This window comes from Streptomyces sp. SS7 (genome assembly GCF_037993025.1).
In the GTDB taxonomy this organism is placed as follows: domain Bacteria; phylum Actinomycetota; class Actinomycetes; order Streptomycetales; family Streptomycetaceae; genus Streptomyces.
The window spans coordinates 1,370,054-1,384,859 of the sequence record NZ_CP141223.1 but is presented as its reverse complement, the minus strand read 5'-3'; the positions used below and the strand labels follow the sequence as shown (position 1 = coordinate 1,384,859).

19 protein-coding genes and 2 pseudogenes are annotated in these 14,806 nt (G+C 73.4%); 17 read left to right on the top strand and 4 right to left on the bottom strand.

The features are described from left to right. The first annotated feature begins 4 nt into the window (after nucleotides 1–4). The 13 genes and pseudogenes from U5640_RS06255 to U5640_RS06195 all read left to right on the top strand — a co-directional run bounded on the left by U5640_RS06255 (nucleotide 5) and on the right by U5640_RS06195 (nucleotide 8,523). Entirely contained in the window at nucleotides 5–523 is a 519-nt protein-coding gene (locus U5640_RS06255; RefSeq protein ID WP_340374789.1) for a phage holin family protein, read from the top strand. A 403-nt stretch (nucleotides 524–926) separates the two neighbouring features. Next, nucleotides 927–2,789, top strand: coding sequence for a transketolase (locus U5640_RS06250; RefSeq protein ID WP_340384966.1), 1,863 nt, complete (start codon nucleotides 927–929; stop codon nucleotides 2,787–2,789). Between the two features lie 44 nt (nucleotides 2,790–2,833). Next, nucleotides 2,834–2,986 (top strand): annotated as a pseudogene (locus U5640_RS06245) (ATP-dependent DNA ligase); the annotation flags it as partial. Between the two features lie 181 nt (nucleotides 2,987–3,167). Continuing rightward, a complete protein-coding gene (locus U5640_RS06240) occupies nucleotides 3,168–3,455 on the top strand; it encodes a gas vesicle protein (protein WP_340384964.1) in 288 nt (95 codons plus the stop codon). Between the two features lie 73 nt (nucleotides 3,456–3,528). Then, nucleotides 3,529–3,969, top strand: a complete 441-nt coding sequence (locus U5640_RS06235) for a gas vesicle structural protein GvpA (protein WP_340374788.1) — start codon at nucleotides 3,529–3,531, stop codon at nucleotides 3,967–3,969. Next, a complete protein-coding gene (locus U5640_RS06230; RefSeq protein ID WP_340374787.1) occupies nucleotides 3,966–4,742 on the top strand; it encodes a GvpL/GvpF family gas vesicle protein in 777 nt (258 codons plus the stop codon). The genes U5640_RS06235 and U5640_RS06230 overlap by 4 nt, the downstream gene beginning before the upstream one ends. Further along, the gene (locus tag U5640_RS06225; protein WP_340374786.1) at nucleotides 4,726–4,989 is read left to right on the top strand and encodes a gas vesicle protein GvpG; all 264 of its coding nucleotides are present in this window, start codon (nucleotides 4,726–4,728) and stop codon (nucleotides 4,987–4,989) included. Before U5640_RS06230 ends, U5640_RS06225 begins: the two co-directional genes overlap by 17 nt. Next, nucleotides 4,986–5,732 (top strand): DNA primase, encoded by a 747-nt coding sequence (locus U5640_RS06220; protein WP_340374785.1) that lies wholly within the window; start codon nucleotides 4,986–4,988, stop codon nucleotides 5,730–5,732. Before U5640_RS06225 ends, U5640_RS06220 begins: the two co-directional genes overlap by 4 nt. Next, a complete protein-coding gene (locus U5640_RS06215; protein WP_340374784.1) occupies nucleotides 5,729–6,919 on the top strand; it encodes an SRPBCC family protein in 1,191 nt (396 codons plus the stop codon). The genes U5640_RS06220 and U5640_RS06215 overlap by 4 nt, the downstream gene beginning before the upstream one ends. Then, on the top strand, nucleotides 6,916–7,263 hold the full coding sequence (locus tag U5640_RS06210) for a gas vesicle protein (RefSeq protein WP_340374783.1): 348 nt from the start codon (nucleotides 6,916–6,918) through the stop codon (nucleotides 7,261–7,263). The genes U5640_RS06215 and U5640_RS06210 overlap by 4 nt, the downstream gene beginning before the upstream one ends. Further along, nucleotides 7,260–8,057: a GvpL/GvpF family gas vesicle protein gene (locus U5640_RS06205; RefSeq protein ID WP_340374782.1), complete on the top strand. Its 798-nt coding sequence runs from the start codon at nucleotides 7,260–7,262 to the stop codon at nucleotides 8,055–8,057. The genes U5640_RS06210 and U5640_RS06205 overlap by 4 nt, the downstream gene beginning before the upstream one ends. After that, a complete protein-coding gene (locus U5640_RS06200; RefSeq protein ID WP_133913850.1) occupies nucleotides 8,054–8,242 on the top strand; it encodes a gas vesicle protein in 189 nt (62 codons plus the stop codon). Before U5640_RS06205 ends, U5640_RS06200 begins: the two co-directional genes overlap by 4 nt. Next, nucleotides 8,239–8,523 (top strand): gas vesicle protein K, encoded by a 285-nt coding sequence (locus U5640_RS06195; protein WP_340374781.1) that lies wholly within the window; start codon nucleotides 8,239–8,241, stop codon nucleotides 8,521–8,523. Before U5640_RS06200 ends, U5640_RS06195 begins: the two co-directional genes overlap by 4 nt. Nucleotides 8,524–8,586: 63 nt before the next feature. Here U5640_RS06195 and U5640_RS06190 read toward each other — a convergent pair whose 3' ends face one another. Then, complete coding sequence (locus U5640_RS06190; protein WP_133913849.1) at nucleotides 8,587–8,757, bottom strand: hydrophobic protein; 171 nt, start codon at nucleotides 8,755–8,757, stop codon at nucleotides 8,587–8,589. 53 nt (nucleotides 8,758–8,810) lie between these two features. Beyond that, nucleotides 8,811–9,632: a class I SAM-dependent methyltransferase gene (locus tag U5640_RS06185; RefSeq protein ID WP_340374780.1), complete on the bottom strand. Its 822-nt coding sequence runs from the start codon at nucleotides 9,630–9,632 to the stop codon at nucleotides 8,811–8,813. A gap of 215 nt (nucleotides 9,633–9,847) precedes the next feature. Here U5640_RS06185 and U5640_RS06180 point away from each other — a divergent pair, with 215 nt between their 5' ends. The 3 genes and pseudogenes from U5640_RS06180 to U5640_RS06170 form a co-directional block, all read left to right on the top strand. Further along, nucleotides 9,848–10,507, top strand: a complete 660-nt coding sequence (locus U5640_RS06180) for a histidine phosphatase family protein (protein ID WP_340374779.1) — start codon at nucleotides 9,848–9,850, stop codon at nucleotides 10,505–10,507. A gap of 42 nt (nucleotides 10,508–10,549) precedes the next feature. Beyond that, a complete protein-coding gene (locus U5640_RS06175) occupies nucleotides 10,550–12,169 on the top strand; it encodes an ATP-binding cassette domain-containing protein (protein ID WP_340374778.1) in 1,620 nt (539 codons plus the stop codon). 27 nt (nucleotides 12,170–12,196) lie between these two features. Continuing rightward, nucleotides 12,197–12,466: pseudogene (locus U5640_RS06170) on the top strand (DUF6158 family protein); the annotation flags it as partial. Nucleotides 12,467–12,683: 217 nt separating this feature from the next. On the opposite strand, the gene U5640_RS06165 reads toward U5640_RS06170, so the two are convergent. Both U5640_RS06165 and U5640_RS06160 read right to left on the bottom strand, forming a co-directional pair. Continuing rightward, the gene (locus U5640_RS06165) at nucleotides 12,684–12,971 is read right to left on the bottom strand and encodes a hypothetical protein (RefSeq protein WP_340374777.1); all 288 of its coding nucleotides are present in this window, start codon (nucleotides 12,969–12,971) and stop codon (nucleotides 12,684–12,686) included. 183 nt (nucleotides 12,972–13,154) lie between these two features. Further along, a complete protein-coding gene (locus tag U5640_RS06160; RefSeq protein ID WP_340374776.1) occupies nucleotides 13,155–13,535 on the bottom strand; it encodes a DUF2795 domain-containing protein in 381 nt (126 codons plus the stop codon). Nucleotides 13,536–13,789: 254 nt separating this feature from the next. On the opposite strand from U5640_RS06160, the gene U5640_RS06155 reads away from it, so the two are divergent. Continuing rightward, nucleotides 13,790–14,626: a hypothetical protein gene (locus U5640_RS06155; RefSeq protein WP_340374775.1), complete on the top strand. Its 837-nt coding sequence runs from the start codon at nucleotides 13,790–13,792 to the stop codon at nucleotides 14,624–14,626. Nucleotides 14,627–14,806: the final 180 nt, after the last annotated feature.

Below are 14,806 nucleotides of genomic sequence, written 5' to 3'. Positions count from 1 at the left end.
GGCCATGGAGCGCATCGACCATCCGGAACACCTGGAACACCTGGACCATCTGGACAGGCATCTCGTCGACGAGCTCGCGCAGGTGGCACGTGAGACGATCCGCGACGAACTGCGCGAGCAGACCCGCAGGCAGCGCCGCAGGGCCACGTTCTACGCGGCATCCGGCGCCGTCGCCCTCTACGCCGGCGCGGCTCTTGCCCTGGCGCTGGGCCTCGCCCTCGACATCGGGCTGCCCGGCTGGGCCGCCGCGCTGATCACCGCCGTGATCCTCGCCGCCCTGGCGTACGCCCTGCGCGGTGCCGCCCGGCCTCACCGCCCCTCCGGGCAGGGGAGCGGGGGAGGGAGGGAACTCGGCCACGCCGCCCGGAGCGCGGAACACGGCCCCGTCCCCGGAGCCATGCCCCCGGCCGGTCCGGCCGCCGGTCTCGGCACGCCCTACCCGCCGATGCCGCCCGCACCGCCCGCCCCGCCTGCCTCGGCCGCGGACGGGATCGACCCGGAGAACCCGCACCACCGGGCATGACGCACGTTTGGCCGCCCCGGCCGGGGGGACGCGGACGCGGAAGCCCCGCACACGCGCCACCCCAGCCCGGAGGTGAACCGTGGCACCGCCTCGCACCGGCAAGACCGGCGGCACCGGCGACCACGACCGGCACGCCGCGGTGGTGGCGCCGACCCCCGAGGCCGTGAAGGACCGGCGGCACCCGGACCCCACGGAATCCCGCCCCAGGGCCCGCCCCACGGAATCCCGCCTCACACAATCCGGCCCGACACGATCCGGCCCGACGGAATCCGGCCCGGCGGGCGGCGCCCCGGAGGAGCACCCCCACGCCGCCGTCGTGGCGCCGACCCCGCAGGTCGCCAGGCGCCGGGCCGACGCCCGCGCGACCCGCCCCGCACCCTCTCCGAAGGAGGCCAGTAGCCCGATGGACACCGCTGAACTCACCGAACTCAACGCATTGGGACAGCAGTTGCGCGTGGACAGTGTCCGTGCCGCGGCGGCTGCCGGCTCCGGGCACCCGACGTCGTCGATGTCGGCCGCGGACCTGATGGCGGTACTGCTCGCCCACCACCTGCGCTACGACTTCGACCGTCCCGCCCATCCGGCCAACGACCGCTTCGTCCTCTCCAAGGGCCACGCCTCCCCCCTCCTGTACTCCGCCTACAAGGCGGCCGGCGCGATCGACGACGACGAGCTGCTCACCTTCCGCACGCTCGGCAGCCGGCTGGAGGGGCACCCCACCCCACAGCGGCTGCCCTGGGTGGAGACGGCCACCGGCTCGCTCGGCCAGGGGCTGCCCGTGGGCGTCGGCATCGCCCTCGCCGGCAAGCGCCTGGACCGCACCGGCTACCGGGTCTGGGTGCTGTGCGGGGACAGCGAGCTCGCCGAGGGCTCCGTGTGGGAGGCGGCCGAGCACGCGGCGTACGAACACCTGGACGATCTCACCGTGATCGTCGACGTCAACCGGCTCGGCCAGCGCGGCCCGACCCGGCACGGCCACGACCTCGACGCCTACGCCCGCCGCTTCCAGGCCTTCGGCTGGCACACCGTGGAGATCGACGGCCACGACGTCGACGCGATCGACCGGGCGTACGGGGAGGCGGTCTCCACCCGCGGGCAGCCCACCGCGATCCTCGCCCGCACCCTCAAGGGCCGGGGCGTGGCAAGCGTCCAGGACCGCGAGGGTCTGCACGGCAAGCCGCTGCCCGACCCCGACGAGGCGATCGCGGAACTGGGCGGGCCGCGCGACCTGCGCGTCGAGGTCCATGAGCCGCCCGCCGCCCGCGCCCTGCACTCCGTCCCCACCGGACGGCCCGACCTGCCCCGCTGGGAGAAGGACTCCGGCGAGCAGGTCGCCACCCGGGACGCCTACGGACACGCCCTCGCCGCCCTCGGTACCGCCCGCCCCGACGTCGTCGCCCTGGACGGCGAGGTGAGCGACTCCACGCGCGCCGAGTACTTCGCCAAGGAACACCCCGACCGCTTCTTCGAGTGCTACATCGCCGAGCAGCAGCTCGTCGCCGCCGCGGTCGGTCTCGCGACACGCGGCTGGGTGCCGTACGCCTCCACGTTCGCCGCCTTCCTGACGCGCGCCCACGACTTCGTCCGGATGGCGTCGGTGAGCGGCGCCGGCATCAACCTGGTCGGCTCGCACGCGGGCGTCGCCATCGGGCAGGACGGGCCCTCGCAGATGGGGCTGGAGGACCTCGCGATGTTCCGGGCCGTGCAGGGCTCGACCGTCCTCTACCCGTGCGACGCCAACCAGACCGCACAGCTGGTCGGCGCCATGGCCGACCTCGACGGTGTCCGCTACCTGCGCACCTCGCGCGGCGGCGGCCCGGCGCTCTACGGACCCGACGAGGAGTTCCCGGTCGGCGGCAGCAAGGTGCTGCGCGCCTCCGACCGCGACCGGCTCACGATCGTCGCCGCCGGGGTCACCGTCCCCGAGGCCCTCGCGGCGGCCGACGCGCTGGCGGGCGCGGGCATCGCGGTCCGCGTCGTCGACCTGTACTCGGTCAAGCCCGTCGACCGGGACACCCTGCGCCGTGCGGCCGAGGAGACCGGCTGCCTGCTGACGGTGGAGGACCACCATCCGCAGGGCGGCCTCGGCGACGCCGTCCTCGACGCGTTCCTCGACGGCCGTCCCGTGCCCCGGCTGGCGCGGCTCGCCGTCCGTACGACACCGGGCTCCGCGTCCCCGGCCGAACAGCTGCACGCCGCGGGCATCGACGCCGAGTCGATCGCGGCGTCCGTCCGGCTGCTCGTGGAGACGGCGGTGGTGCCGTGAGCCGGGCCGCCGGCGACGACGTACGCACCGTCCGGGCGGGCCGGGAGCAGCTCGACGACCCCGGGCTCGGCCCCTGCCGCTGGACCGTCGCGGACGCCGCCGACCAGGCCCGCACCCGCCCCTGGTCCACGACGCCCCGGCGCGGCCGCTCCCTCGGACCCGCCCGGCGCCGGCTCGACGCCCTGCGCGCCGGCTGAGGGATTCCGGCGCGTCGTGAAGGTTTGACCAGGGGGCTTCAGGCCACCCGGAGGGAAGAAGTGGCCCTTCCGGGAAGAGGTGGCCATGTCCGACACGAAGAACGCACCGCGCATGCGGACCGCACGCGAGAGACCGGACACGACGAGCGACGTACGGCACACGAAGGGCGAGGACGCCAGCATGGCCGACGACAAGGGGCCGAGCCCCATGGAGGTGCTGCGCGAGGCGCGCGCCCAGCTCGCGGAGCTGACCGGCCGGGCCGCCGAGACCGTCTCGTCCTTCGAGCGGACCGAGGACGGCTGGACCCTGGACATCGAGGTCCTGGAACTCGCCCGGGTTCCCGACACGATGAGCCTGATGGCGAGCTACCGCGTCGATCTCGACCCGCAGGGCCGGCTCACCGGCTACCGGCGGGTGAGCCGGTACGAACGGGGGCGGTCCGACGCACACCGGGGCGGCGGCCGCTAGGCCGCACGTACGCCCGCCCCGCACATCCAGACGCACACCCGAACGCACACCCAGACAAGGAGGCGCGGTCGACATGACCGTTGTCCCGGCACAGCAGGCCGGCGGTGGAGGCAGCAGCGGCAGTCTCTACGACGTTCTGGAACTCGTCCTAGACAGGGGTCTCGTCATCGACGCGTTCATACGGGTCTCCCTCGTCGGCATCGAAATACTCAAGATCGACGTCCGGGTCGTGGTGGCCAGCGTCGACACCTATCTGCGGTTCGCCGAGGCCTGCAACCGGCTGGACCTCGAGTCCGGGCCGCACAAGACCCCCGGCCTGCCCGACGTGGTCGGCGAGATCACCGAGTCCGGGGCGCGCGGCAAGTCCAAGGGCGCGCTGTCCGGCGCCGCCGAGACCGTCTCCGACGCGTTCCGGCAGGCCCGTGACGAGAGCTCCTCGAAGGAGCCCGAGCGCGAGTCCCGGCCGCGGCCCCGCAAGAGCACCGCGGCCCGCAGGAAGGAGGACGAGGCGTGAGCACCTACGTCTACGGCATCGCCGCCCGTTCCCACCCCGCCCCGCCCGAGGGCCTCACGGGCGTCGGCGATCCGCCGAGGCCGCTGCGCGTACTGACGGAGGGCGAGCTGGCGGCCGTGGTCAGCGACGCGCCCGAGGAACTGCGCCCCAAGCGCAGGGAACTCCTCGCCCACCAGAACGTGCTGTCCGAGGTCGGCGCGGCCGGCTGTGTGCTGCCCATGCGGTTCGGCAGCGTGGCCCCCGACGACGAGACGGTCACCGGCGTCCTCGCCGAGCGCGCCGAGCACTACCGGGAACGCCTGGAGGCGCTCGACGGCAAGGTCGAGTACAACGTCAAGGCCGCCCATGTGGAGGAGGTCGTCCTTCACCAGGTCATGGCCGACAGCACCGAACTGCGCACCCTCGCCGAGGCCAACCGGCAGGCCGGGGGCGGCACCTACGAGCAGCGGCTGCGGCTCGGCGAGGTGGTCGCCGCGGCGGTCCGGGCCAGGGAGGCCGAGGACGCGGCCGACGTGCAGCAGGCCCTGCGGCCGCTGGCCGCCGCCACCAGCACGGGCCCCGAGTCCACCGGCTGGCTGGCCAATGTCTCCTTCCTGGTGGAACGGGACGCGGCCGCCGACTTCCTGGAGGCCGCCGAGAAACTGCGCAAGGCCAGCCCGCACCTCGACCTGCGCGTCAACGGCCCGCTGCCGCCCTACAGCTTCGTCGAACCGGGACCGTCCGCACCCGCGGGCGACGCCGGGGAGCAGGTGAGCCATGGGACTGATCTCTGAGCTGCTCCTGCTGCCGTTCGCGCCCGTGCGGGGGAGCGGGTGGGTGATCGGACAGGTGGTGCGGGAAGCGGAGCGGATCTACTACGACCCGACCGCCGTGCGGGCCGAACTCGCCCGGCTGGAGGAGCTGTTGGAGGCCGGTGAGATCACGGAGGAAGAGTTCGACCGGCTGGAGGACGAGCTCCTCGACCGGCTGGAGATCGCGACGCGCACGAGCGCGGCGACGGACGACGGGACGACACGATGAACCGAATGGGACTGGGCCTCGCGCTGGGGGCCGGATATCTCCTCGGACGGACGAAGAAGCTGAAAATGGCGTTCGCCCTCGGCACGCTCGCGGCCGGCAAGCGGCTCAACCTGAGCCCGCGGGCCGTCACGGAGCTGTTGTCGCAGCAGCTCAAGGACAACCCGCAGTTCAAGGAGATCGGTGACGAGATCCGCGGGGACCTGCGCGGAGTCGGCAAGGCCGCCACCGGTGCCCTGGTGGAACGGCAGATGGAGGCTCTCGCCGACCGTCTGCACGGCCGTACCGCCGAGGTGCGCGACCGGCTGGAGGGTGTGGCGTCCGACGGCGACGGCGGGGAGGACGACACCGAGGCCGAGGGGGAGTACGACGACACGGACGAGGGCGAGGAGCCCGAGGACCGTGAGGACCGCCCCGAGGACGATGAGGACGCCCCGGCCGACGAGGACGAGGAGGACGAGGAGGAAGAGGAGGAAGAGGAAGGCGAGGAAGGCGGCGAGGAAGCCGAGGAAGGGGACGGGGAGGCCGGGGGCGCGGCGCGCAAGCGGCCCGCCCGCAAGGCGCCGGCGAAGAAGACCGCCCAGAAGGCAGCGGCGAAGAAGGCACCGGCCAGGAAGGCTCCGGCGAAGAAGACCGCGGACCGCAAGTCGGCCGCCGCCCGCAAGACCGGGGCGCGCACGGCCTCCCGCGGCGGTGCAGGCGGCAGCCGTAGTGGCGGGCGACGCGAGGGAGGCGACGACCGATGACCGAGACCGTGGGATCCGCGACCTCCGCGACCACCAAGACCGCGGGCAAGACCGCGGGCAAGGCGGCCGGCGCGGCCGGCGACGGCGCGAACCCGCTGGCCGGGGTCGCCCACAGCGAGGCCGCCGACCGGCTGAAGGAGGAGGTCCAGGAGTACCTCTCCGCCCAGGCCGAACGCCTGCTGACGGGTGTCGGCCGCAAGCTCGGCGAGACCACCGGCAAGCTCAACGACATCGCCGAGGGCAACAGCCCCGGCTTCGCCAAACTGGCACTGGACGGCGGCCGCAAGCTCGCCGACGGCAAGGGCCCGGTGCGCACCGCCCTGGAGCTCGGCGCCTCGCGCGCCAAGGACAGCGTGACCGGCGCCCTGAAGAACCTCGGCGGCAAGGGGAAAGGCAAGGGAAAGGGCGGCGCCGGCCACAAGCCGACCGTCATCATGGAGCAGATCGACGTCGGCGTGCCACTGCGCACGGCCTACGACCAGTGGACCCGCTACCAGGACTTCAGCACCTTCGCCAAGGGCGTCAAGAGCGCCTCACGCGCGGACGACACCGGCAGCGACTGGCAGGCGAAGGTGTTCTGGTCCAGCCGCAGCTGGAAGGCGAAGACCACCGAGCAGGTGCCGGACGACCGGATCTCCTGGACCTCGGAGGGCGCCAAGGGCACCACGAAGGGTGTCGTCTCCTTCCACCGCCTCGCCGACCACCTCACCCGCGTCCTGCTCGTCATCGAGTACTACCCCTCGGGCTTCTTCGAGAAGACCGGCAACATCTGGCGTGCCCAGGGCCGCCGGGCCCGGCTCGACCTGAAGAACTTCGCCCGCTTCATCACCCTGAAGGGAGAGGCGGCCGACGGCTGGCGCGGCGAGATCCGGGACGGCGAGGTCGTGCGCTCCCACGAGGACGCGGTCGCGGAGGAGGACGCCCGGGAGGACGATGAGGGGAACCGGGACGAAGAGGAGGACCGCCCGGACGGCGAGGACGGCGCCCGCGCCGAGGACGGGCAGGACGGGGAGGACCGGGAGGACCGGGAGGACGAGGAGGGTGAGCCCGAGGACGAGGACGAGTACGACGAGGAGGAGCCCGAGGACGAGTACGACGAGGAACCTGAGGACGCCTACGAGGACGAGGAGGGCGGGTACGACGACGCCGAGGACACCGCGGACGACGAGGGCGGAGGCAGGCGATGAGCGTACCGAGCCGGCTGCCGGAGCCGTACGCCCAGGGTGGCGGCGCCAACCTCGCCGACATCCTGGAACGCGTCCTCGACAAGGGGATCGTCATCGCCGGCGACATCCGGATCAACCTGCTCGACATCGAGCTGCTCACCGTCAAGCTCCGCCTGGTCGTCGCCTCCGTCGACAAGGCCAAGGAGATGGGCATCGACTGGTGGGAGGACGACCCGGGCCTGTCCACCCGCGCCCGCCGCGACGAACTCGCCCGGGAGAACGCCGAGTTGCGTGCCCGGCTCGCCCGGCTCGAGGAACTGGCCCCGGCCCGTGCCCCGCAGGACGTCCGTGAGGAGTCTCCATGACCGGACTGCGTTACGTCTATGCCGTCTGCCGACCGCTCGGCGCACCCCTGCAGGCCGATCTGACGGGGGTCGCGGGCGATCCGCCCCGGCTGCTCGCCCACCACGGCCTGATCGCCGTGGTCAGCCATGTACCGGAACGGGACTTCTCCGAGCAGGCGCTGCGCCGCAACCTGGAGGACCTGGACTGGCTGGCCGCCACCGCCCGCGCCCATCAGCAGGTCGTCGACGCGCTCACCGCCGTCACGACACCGCTGCCGCTGCGGCTCGCGACCGTCTTCCGCGACGACAGCGGCGTACGCGTGATGATGGAACAGCAGGAGGACCACTTCCGCCGCACCCTGGACCGGCTGACCGGGCGCGTGGAGTGGGGCGTCAAGGTGTACGTCGAACCGGAGCCCGAGCCGGTCGGGGCCACGCCCTCGCCCGCGCGGCCCGCCTCCGGGCGGGACTATCTCCAGCAGCGCCGCCGGCACGCGAGGACGCGGGAGGACACCTGGCAGCGCGCCGAACGTTTCGCCACCCGGCTGCACGCGACACTTCGCGAGCACGCCGAGGACGCCCGGCTGCACCCGCCGCAGAACTCCTCGCTTTCCGCGGCGGGCGCGGGACAGAACGTACTGAACGCCGCCTATCTCGTACCGCGCGCCCGGTCGGAGGAATTCGTGGAGATCGTGGACCGCACCAAGGGCGAGGAATCCGGAATGCGAGTGGAACTCACCGGGCCGTGGGCCGCCTATTCGTTCGTCGAGCAGGGCGACGCGGAGCGCTCCGGTGAACCGGAGGAGACGCCATGACCGTCGTCGAGCGGCGCGAGGTGGCCCTGGTGGACCTCCTCGACCGGCTGCTGGCCGGCGGGGTCGTCATCACCGGGGACGTCACCCTGCGCATCGCGGACGTCGACCTCGTCCGGATCGACCTGAACGCGCTGATCAGCTCCGTCAACGACAACGTGCCGTCGCCCTGGGGGGATGCACGGTGACCACCCGCCGCAACCGTATGGACCTCGAACCCGACACCGTCGAACGCGACCTGGTCAAACTCGTCCTCACGGTGGTGGAGCTGGTGCGCCAGCTGATGGAACGCCAGGCCCTGCGCCGGGTCGACCAGGGGGACCTCAGTGAGGAGCAGGAGGAGCGCATCGGGCTCACCCTCATGCTCCTCGACGACCGCATGACCGAGCTGCGCGAGCGCTACGGACTGCGGCCCGAGGACCTTAATCTGGACCTCGGGCCGCTCGGACCGCTGCTCCCCAGGGAATGAGCCCCCGGGGGCTTTCTTACCGGGTGTTTCCTACCGGGTGTTTCCTAGCGGGTGCTGCTCAATTCACCACCTGTACCAACGGCCCCTGCCTCCCGCCGCTGAGGTCCCCCGGAAGAGGAATCCGAGCAGCCAGACGACGAGAACCGCGAGTGCGATCCACCACAGCAACTTCACCGCGAATCCGGCGCCGAAAAGAATCAGCACCAGCAGCAGGACCAGCAGAATGGGAACCATAGTGTGAACCTCCTGCATTCCGGGTTTCCCGGAATCCGCGAATCATCCCCGCCTCAGGCGTTCTTTCGGCACAGGATCTCTCCGTGCAGCACCGCGAACCAGCCGTCGTCCTGCCGTCCCCACTCCCGCCACGCCCGCGACACGGCCCGCAGCTGCTCCGGTGTGGCGTGCCCGCCCTCGACGGCGCGGTCCGCGTACGCCGACGCCAGGGTCCGGTCGGCCCACAGACCGCTCCACCACGCCCGCTCCTGCGCGCTGCTGAACGTCCAGGTGGCGGAGGTCGCGGTCACGTCGGTGAAACCGGCCGCCAGCGCCCAGGACTTCAGCCGCCGCCCGGCGTCCGGCTCACCCCCGTTGGCCCGCGCCACCCGGTGGTACAGGTCCTGCCAGTCGTCCATGCCGGGCGAGGCGGGGTACCAGATCATCGCCGCGTAGTCCGAGTCGCGCACCGCGACGTACCCGCCCGGCTTCGTCACCCGTCGCATCTCGCGCAGCGCCTGCACCGGATCGCCGACGTGCTGGAGCACCTGGTGGGCGTGGACCACGCAGAACGAGTCGTCCGGGTACTCCAGGGCGTGGACGTCGGCGACGGCGAAGTCGACGTTGGTCAGGCCCCGGCCGGCTGCGGTGGCCCGCGCCGGCCCCAGGACGTCCTCGGCGCGGTCGACGCCGGTGACGTGCCCGTCGGGGACCAGGGCCGCCAGGTCGGCGGTGATCGTGCCCGGGCCGCAGCCGACGTCCAGGATCCGCATGTGCGGCTTCAGCGCGCCGAGCAGGTAGGCCGCGGAGTTGGCGGCGGTGCGCCAGGTGTGGGAACGCAGCACCGACTCGTGGTGCCCGTGCGTGTAGACGGCGGTCTCCTGTGCCTTCGGCATGGCTCGGCCCCTCTGCTCGACGTACCGGCCCCCGGGCTCCGGGAGTCCGGGGCGATGCCCGTCACCGTACGCCCGTCGACCGTATCTTGAGACCATCTGTTTCGTAATGTGGACTGATGGTTCGTCAGAATTGGGCTCTGCCACCCTGGTGCCGTCGGCTACCCTGATGCCGCCGCCGCCCGCGCGGGCGGCGTCCGCGACCGGGAGGGTCCCGCATGCGCCTGCTGCTCGTCCGCCACGGCCAGACCCCCACGAACGTCCGGCACCTCCTCGACACCGCCGCCCCCGGCCCCGGGCTCACCGCACTGGGTGAGCGGCAGGCGGCCGCCCTGGTCGACGCCCTCGCCGACGAGGACCTCGACGCGGTCTACGCCTCCACCCTGGTGCGCACCCGGCTCACCGCCGCCCCGCTGGCCGCCGCCCGCGGGCTCGCCGTCCACGTCCGCGACGGCATCCGCGAGGTCTTCGCCGGCGACCTGGAGATGCGGCCCGGCGAGTCCGCCGAGGCCGCGCTCTACATGCGCACCGTGTTCGCCTGGGCCGCCGGCGACCTGGACCTGCGCATGCCGGGCGGCGAGAGCGGCGCCGAGTTCCTCGCCCGCTACGACGCCGTCGTCGCCGAGGCCGCCGCCGGCGCGTCCGCCGCGGCCCTGGTCGGTCACGGCGCCGCCATCCGCGCCTGGACCGCCGCCCGCGCCCGCAACGTCGACGTCCCCTTCGCCGCCGCCCACCGCCTCGCCAACACCGGCACGGTGATCCTGGAGGGCGACCCCGCGTCCGGCTGGCAGGTCCTGACCTGGGCGGGCGCCACGGTACGGCCGGCGGGCGAGGGCGGCCCGGCGGGCGAGCCCGCCACCGGGGGGCTCGGGGATTAAGGGTTTGCCGCCCGGCGGGGGCGGCCCGCAGAATGCCTCCTCATGGGACACCTGGAAGCCGCGCACCTCGAGTACTACCTCCCCGACGGGAGGGCGTTGCTCGGCGACGTGTCCTTCCGGGTGGGCGAAGGGGCCGTGGTCGCCCTGGTCGGCCCCAACGGCGCGGGCAAGACCACCCTGCTGCGCCTGATCTCCGGCGAGCTGAAGCCCCACGGCGGCACCGTCACCGTCAGCGGCGGCCTCGGCGTGATGCGCCAGTTCGTCGGCTCCGTACGTGACGAGACGACCGTACGCGACCTGCTGGTGTCGGTGTCCTCGCCCCGGATCCAGGACGTCGCGAAGGCCGTCGACCGGGCCGAGCACGCGATCATGACCGTCGACGACGAGGCCGCCCAGCTCCAGTACGCGCAGGCCCTCTCCGACTGGGCCGAGGCGCGCGGCTACGAGGCCGAGACGCTGTGGGACATGTGCACCACGGCCGCGCTCGGGGTGCCGTACGACAAGGCGCAGTTCCGGCTCGTACGGACCCTCTCCGGCGGCGAGCAGAAGCGGCTGGTGCTGGAGGCCCTGCTGCGCGGCACCGACGAGGTGCTGCTGCTCGACGAGCCCGACAACTACCTCGACGTCCCCGGCAAGCGCTGGCTGGAGGAGCGGCTGAAGGAGACCCGCAAGACGGTCCTCTTCGTCTCCCACGACCGCGAACTCCTCTCCCGCGCCGCCGAGAAGATCGTCTCCGTGGAACCCTCGCCCACCGGCGCCGACGCCTGGGTGCACGGCGGCGGCTTCGCCACCTACCACGAGGCCCGCCGGGAACGCTTCGCCCGCTTCGAGGAGTTGCGCCGCCGCTGGGACGAGAAGCACGCCCAGCTGAAGAAGCTCGTCCTGAACCTCCGCCAGGCGGCCTCCATCAGCCATGAGCTGTCCTCCCGCTACCAGGCCGCCCAGACCAGGCTGCGCAAGTTCGAGGAGGCCGGACCGCCGCCGGAGCCGCCGCGCGAGCAGGACATCACGATGCGCCTCAAGGGCGGCCGCACCGGCGTACGGGCCGTCACCTGCAAGGGACTTGAACTCACCGGCCTGATGAAACCGTTCGACCTGGAGGTCTTCTACGGCGAACGGGTCGCCGTCCTCGGCTCCAACGGCTCCGGCAAGTCCCACTTCCTGCGCCTCCTCGCCGGCGACGGCGTGGCCCACACCGGCGAGTGGAAGCTCGGCGCACGGGTCGTGGCCGGGCACTTCGCCCAGACCCACGCCCACCCCGAACTCCAGGGCCGCACCCTCCTCGACATCCTGTGGAAGGAGCACTCCCAGGACCGGGGCGCGGCGATGTCCCGGCTGCGCCGCTACGAGCTCACCCAGCAGGCGGAACAGGCCTTCGACAAGCTCTCCGGCGGCCAGCAGGCCCGCTTCCAGATCCTCCTCCTGGAACTGGAGGGCGCCACCGCGCTCCTGCTCGACGAGCCCACCGACAACCTCGACCTGGAGTCCGCCGAGGCGCTCCAGGAGGGACTGGAGGCCTTCGAGGGCACGGTCCTCGCCGTCACCCACGACCGCTGGTTCGCCCGCTCCTTCGACCGCTACCTCGTCTTCGGCAGCGACGGCCGGGTCCGCGAGACGCCGGAGCCGGTGTGGGACGAACGACGGGTGGAGCGCGCCCGGTAGACGACGCCCGGGGGCCCGGGGGCCCGAATGTTCGTACAGTGGAGTGGACGCAGTAGGCGGAACGACGAGCGGGGCACCACCATGACCGGAGTCGACCCTGACCGGCTGGACGACCAGCAGCTCATGAAAGAGCTGGAGACGATCCACCGCACGCGCCACGACACCCTGCTGTACGGCTCGAACGACGCCCTGCGCGCCCACAACGACCGTATGGCCCAGCTGGAGGGCGAGTACCTGCGCCGCAACCCGGGCCGCTTCGTCGCCCCCGGCCGCACCCGCGAGGGCGCCAGGGAGCGGCCCGTCGCGGCGAACGGCGGGCGGGGTGCACGCCCGGCGGGCGGGGCCGTCGCCGGGCGGACTCCGGTCGGCAAATGGGGGCCGGGCTCGGCGGGCGGGGGCTCCGGGGCGGGATGAGCCGGGCGGACGGCCACGGCGGCCGTCCGGACGGGACGGACGTGAGACGGCCCCTGGATCCGCGGTCGGATCCCGGGGCCGCCCTGTTCAGCTCCGTGCCTTACCGGCGGCTGTCCTCGCCGCCGTCCGCCTGGACGCTGCCGTTGCCGTTGCCGTTGATGCAGCTGTACTGGGCGCCGTTGTCCTGGTGGGCCGACCCGAGGCCGAGAAGCGCTCCGAGTCCAAGGTTCAGCTTCGACAGGTTCACCAGGCCGACGTTGACCTCGCCCGTCTGGGTGCAGTTCTGGGCGTTGCCGTCCGAGCCGCCCGCGGAGGCGACTCCCGCACCGGCCAGGGTGAGGGTGCCGATCATTGCGGCCACGAGGCCGGCCTTGCGAAGCGTGCGCATTACATCCCCTTTGCTCTCTGGGTGGTGTGTCTCATGATGTAACTGAACGTTACGAGTGTGCACCGTATGTTACGATTGCACCTTTTGCACCCCAACACGCCGACCCATCCACGGCAACCACTGGCATGCCGTCCGGGGGACACGGCGCCCCGACAGTCGCCTGTTCGGAGCTGCGCACCGCCTTCACCCGGCGCCGGCGACCACCGCCTCGGCCAGTTCCGCCGCGTTGGCGTAGCGCGCCTCGGGCGACAGCCGGTGCACGGCGTCCACCAGCGCATCGGGCGCGTTCCTGCGGCGCAGTGCCCGGGCCAGCTCCCGCGGATGCGCGGGGAAGGAACCGCGCCCCAGGATCCGGCCCAGCTCCTGCCGGACCGTCGCCAGGGACGCCTGCGGGGAGCCCGGTACCACCGGACCGCCCCAGATCTGCGGATCGTCCTCGGCGGACGGTTCCGGATCGTGCCACTCCGTGGACCGCGTGGGGTGTCCCGAGCGGAGCAGGCCCTGCAACTCGTGCTTCATCTCTTCGTCCCGGTGCACGCTCAACCGGTCGCTGCCTCGCTGCATGTCTCCCTCCAGATCGTCGGTGCTCGGCCCACCGCGTACCCGGGGCGCGAGGGCCGACACGGGGTTGCACGCGTCCGATGCGTTCCCCGCGCCGCCCAGGGCTCGGTGGCCGGCCGTCGGCCGCGGATCACCCGTGTGGCGGGTCCCGTCCCGCCAATGGACCGCGGCCGCGCGCGGCCGTGCGGGTCTGCGGCTGTGATGGGGGCGGGGCGTGAACGCCGTGCCCCGTCCCCGTCGGCCGAAGGAGCCGTCCCATGCGCCGCACCGCCCCCTTCCTCCTCGCCGCCGCCCTGCTGGTCGCCGCCGGGCCGGTCGCGGTCGCCGATCCGGCGGCCGAGGTCGGCCCCGGCAGCGTCGAACCCGGGGGCAGCGTCACCGTGTCGGTCTCCTGCGACCCCCTCGGCGGCACCGCCCCGGACACCCTGGACGCCGTCTCGCAGGCGTTCGCCGAGGGGACGGTCAAGCTGGCCAAGGTCCCCGGCACCGCCGGCACCGCCGCCGGACCCGCCTACCGCGGCAGCGCCGTCGTCGCCGCCGGCCTCGGCGCGGACGACGGCGGGCTCGGCCCGGACACCGCCTGGACCGTCGACGGCACCTGCCCGGCACCCCCCGGCGGCCAGGGCAGCCCCTGGAGCGCCACCTTCGACGTCGACCGGCCCGCCACCGCGGGCGGGGACGGGGGTGCGGGCGGGGGAGCGGGTCTCGACGCAGGCGTGGCCGCGGATCCGGCCGCGGATCCTGCGACGGACCCGGCCGCGGATCTCGCGACCGATCAGGGCGCGGGCCTCGGCGCGGGTGTCGGTGCGGGTGTCGGCGGGGGCGGTGTGCCGCCCTGCCCCCACGACAAGCCCTGCCCCACCGCCCGTCCCACGGAACACCCGGTGGAGCACCCCACGGGGCGCCCCCCGGAGCACCCCGTGGAGCGCCCCACCGGCCCGGCCTCCGTCGGGCACGGCGTACGGGCCGGTGCGGGCGGCGCCTTCCGTGACTCCGTGCCCGCCCTCGTCGCCGGCGGGCTGCTGATCGCGGGCGCGTGCGGCGCCGCCGCCCACCGGCTGCTGCGCCGCCGCAGGACCCCGTCGGGCATCTGACCCCGCCGGACGGCCGGTCCGGGCCCGGTGTGACCGGCGCGACGCGGACGGGCGGCCATGGGGCCGGGACCCACGGGGTACACAGAGCCCGGGGGCACGACCCGCCCCGGAGGAAACGGCACGCACCACCGGCACCCCCGGCACCGCACCCACGCGGCCCCGCCGGGCGCCGGCACCGGT

Excerpts from the sequence above, each read along its gene's own strand:
- U5640_RS06255 (WP_340374789.1), top strand. The coding sequence starts at position 5 with ATGGAGCGCATCGACCATCCGGAACACCTGGAACACCTGGACCATCTG.
- U5640_RS06250 (WP_340384966.1), top strand. The coding sequence starts at position 927 with ATGGACACCGCTGAACTCACCGAACTCAACGCATTGGGACAGCAGTTG.
- U5640_RS06240 (WP_340384964.1), top strand. The coding sequence starts at position 3,168 with ATGGCCGACGACAAGGGGCCGAGCCCCATGGAGGTGCTGCGCGAGGCG.
- U5640_RS06235 (WP_340374788.1), top strand. The coding sequence starts at position 3,529 with ATGACCGTTGTCCCGGCACAGCAGGCCGGCGGTGGAGGCAGCAGCGGC.
- U5640_RS06225 (WP_340374786.1), top strand. The coding sequence starts at position 4,726 with ATGGGACTGATCTCTGAGCTGCTCCTGCTGCCGTTCGCGCCCGTGCGG.
- U5640_RS06220 (WP_340374785.1), top strand. The coding sequence starts at position 4,986 with ATGAACCGAATGGGACTGGGCCTCGCGCTGGGGGCCGGATATCTCCTC.
- U5640_RS06215 (WP_340374784.1), top strand. The coding sequence starts at position 5,729 with ATGACCGAGACCGTGGGATCCGCGACCTCCGCGACCACCAAGACCGCG.
- U5640_RS06210 (WP_340374783.1), top strand. The coding sequence starts at position 6,916 with ATGAGCGTACCGAGCCGGCTGCCGGAGCCGTACGCCCAGGGTGGCGGC.
- U5640_RS06205 (WP_340374782.1), top strand. The coding sequence starts at position 7,260 with ATGACCGGACTGCGTTACGTCTATGCCGTCTGCCGACCGCTCGGCGCA.
- U5640_RS06200 (WP_133913850.1), top strand. The coding sequence starts at position 8,054 with ATGACCGTCGTCGAGCGGCGCGAGGTGGCCCTGGTGGACCTCCTCGAC.
- U5640_RS06190 (WP_133913849.1), bottom strand. The coding sequence starts at position 8,757 with ATGGTTCCCATTCTGCTGGTCCTGCTGCTGGTGCTGATTCTTTTCGGC.
- U5640_RS06185 (WP_340374780.1), bottom strand. The coding sequence starts at position 9,632 with ATGCCGAAGGCACAGGAGACCGCCGTCTACACGCACGGGCACCACGAG.
- U5640_RS06180 (WP_340374779.1), top strand. The coding sequence starts at position 9,848 with ATGCGCCTGCTGCTCGTCCGCCACGGCCAGACCCCCACGAACGTCCGG.
- U5640_RS06175 (WP_340374778.1), top strand. The coding sequence starts at position 10,550 with ATGGGACACCTGGAAGCCGCGCACCTCGAGTACTACCTCCCCGACGGG.
- U5640_RS06165 (WP_340374777.1), bottom strand. The coding sequence starts at position 12,971 with ATGCGCACGCTTCGCAAGGCCGGCCTCGTGGCCGCAATGATCGGCACC.
- U5640_RS06160 (WP_340374776.1), bottom strand. The coding sequence starts at position 13,535 with ATGCAGCGAGGCAGCGACCGGTTGAGCGTGCACCGGGACGAAGAGATG.
- U5640_RS06155 (WP_340374775.1), top strand. The coding sequence starts at position 13,790 with ATGCGCCGCACCGCCCCCTTCCTCCTCGCCGCCGCCCTGCTGGTCGCC.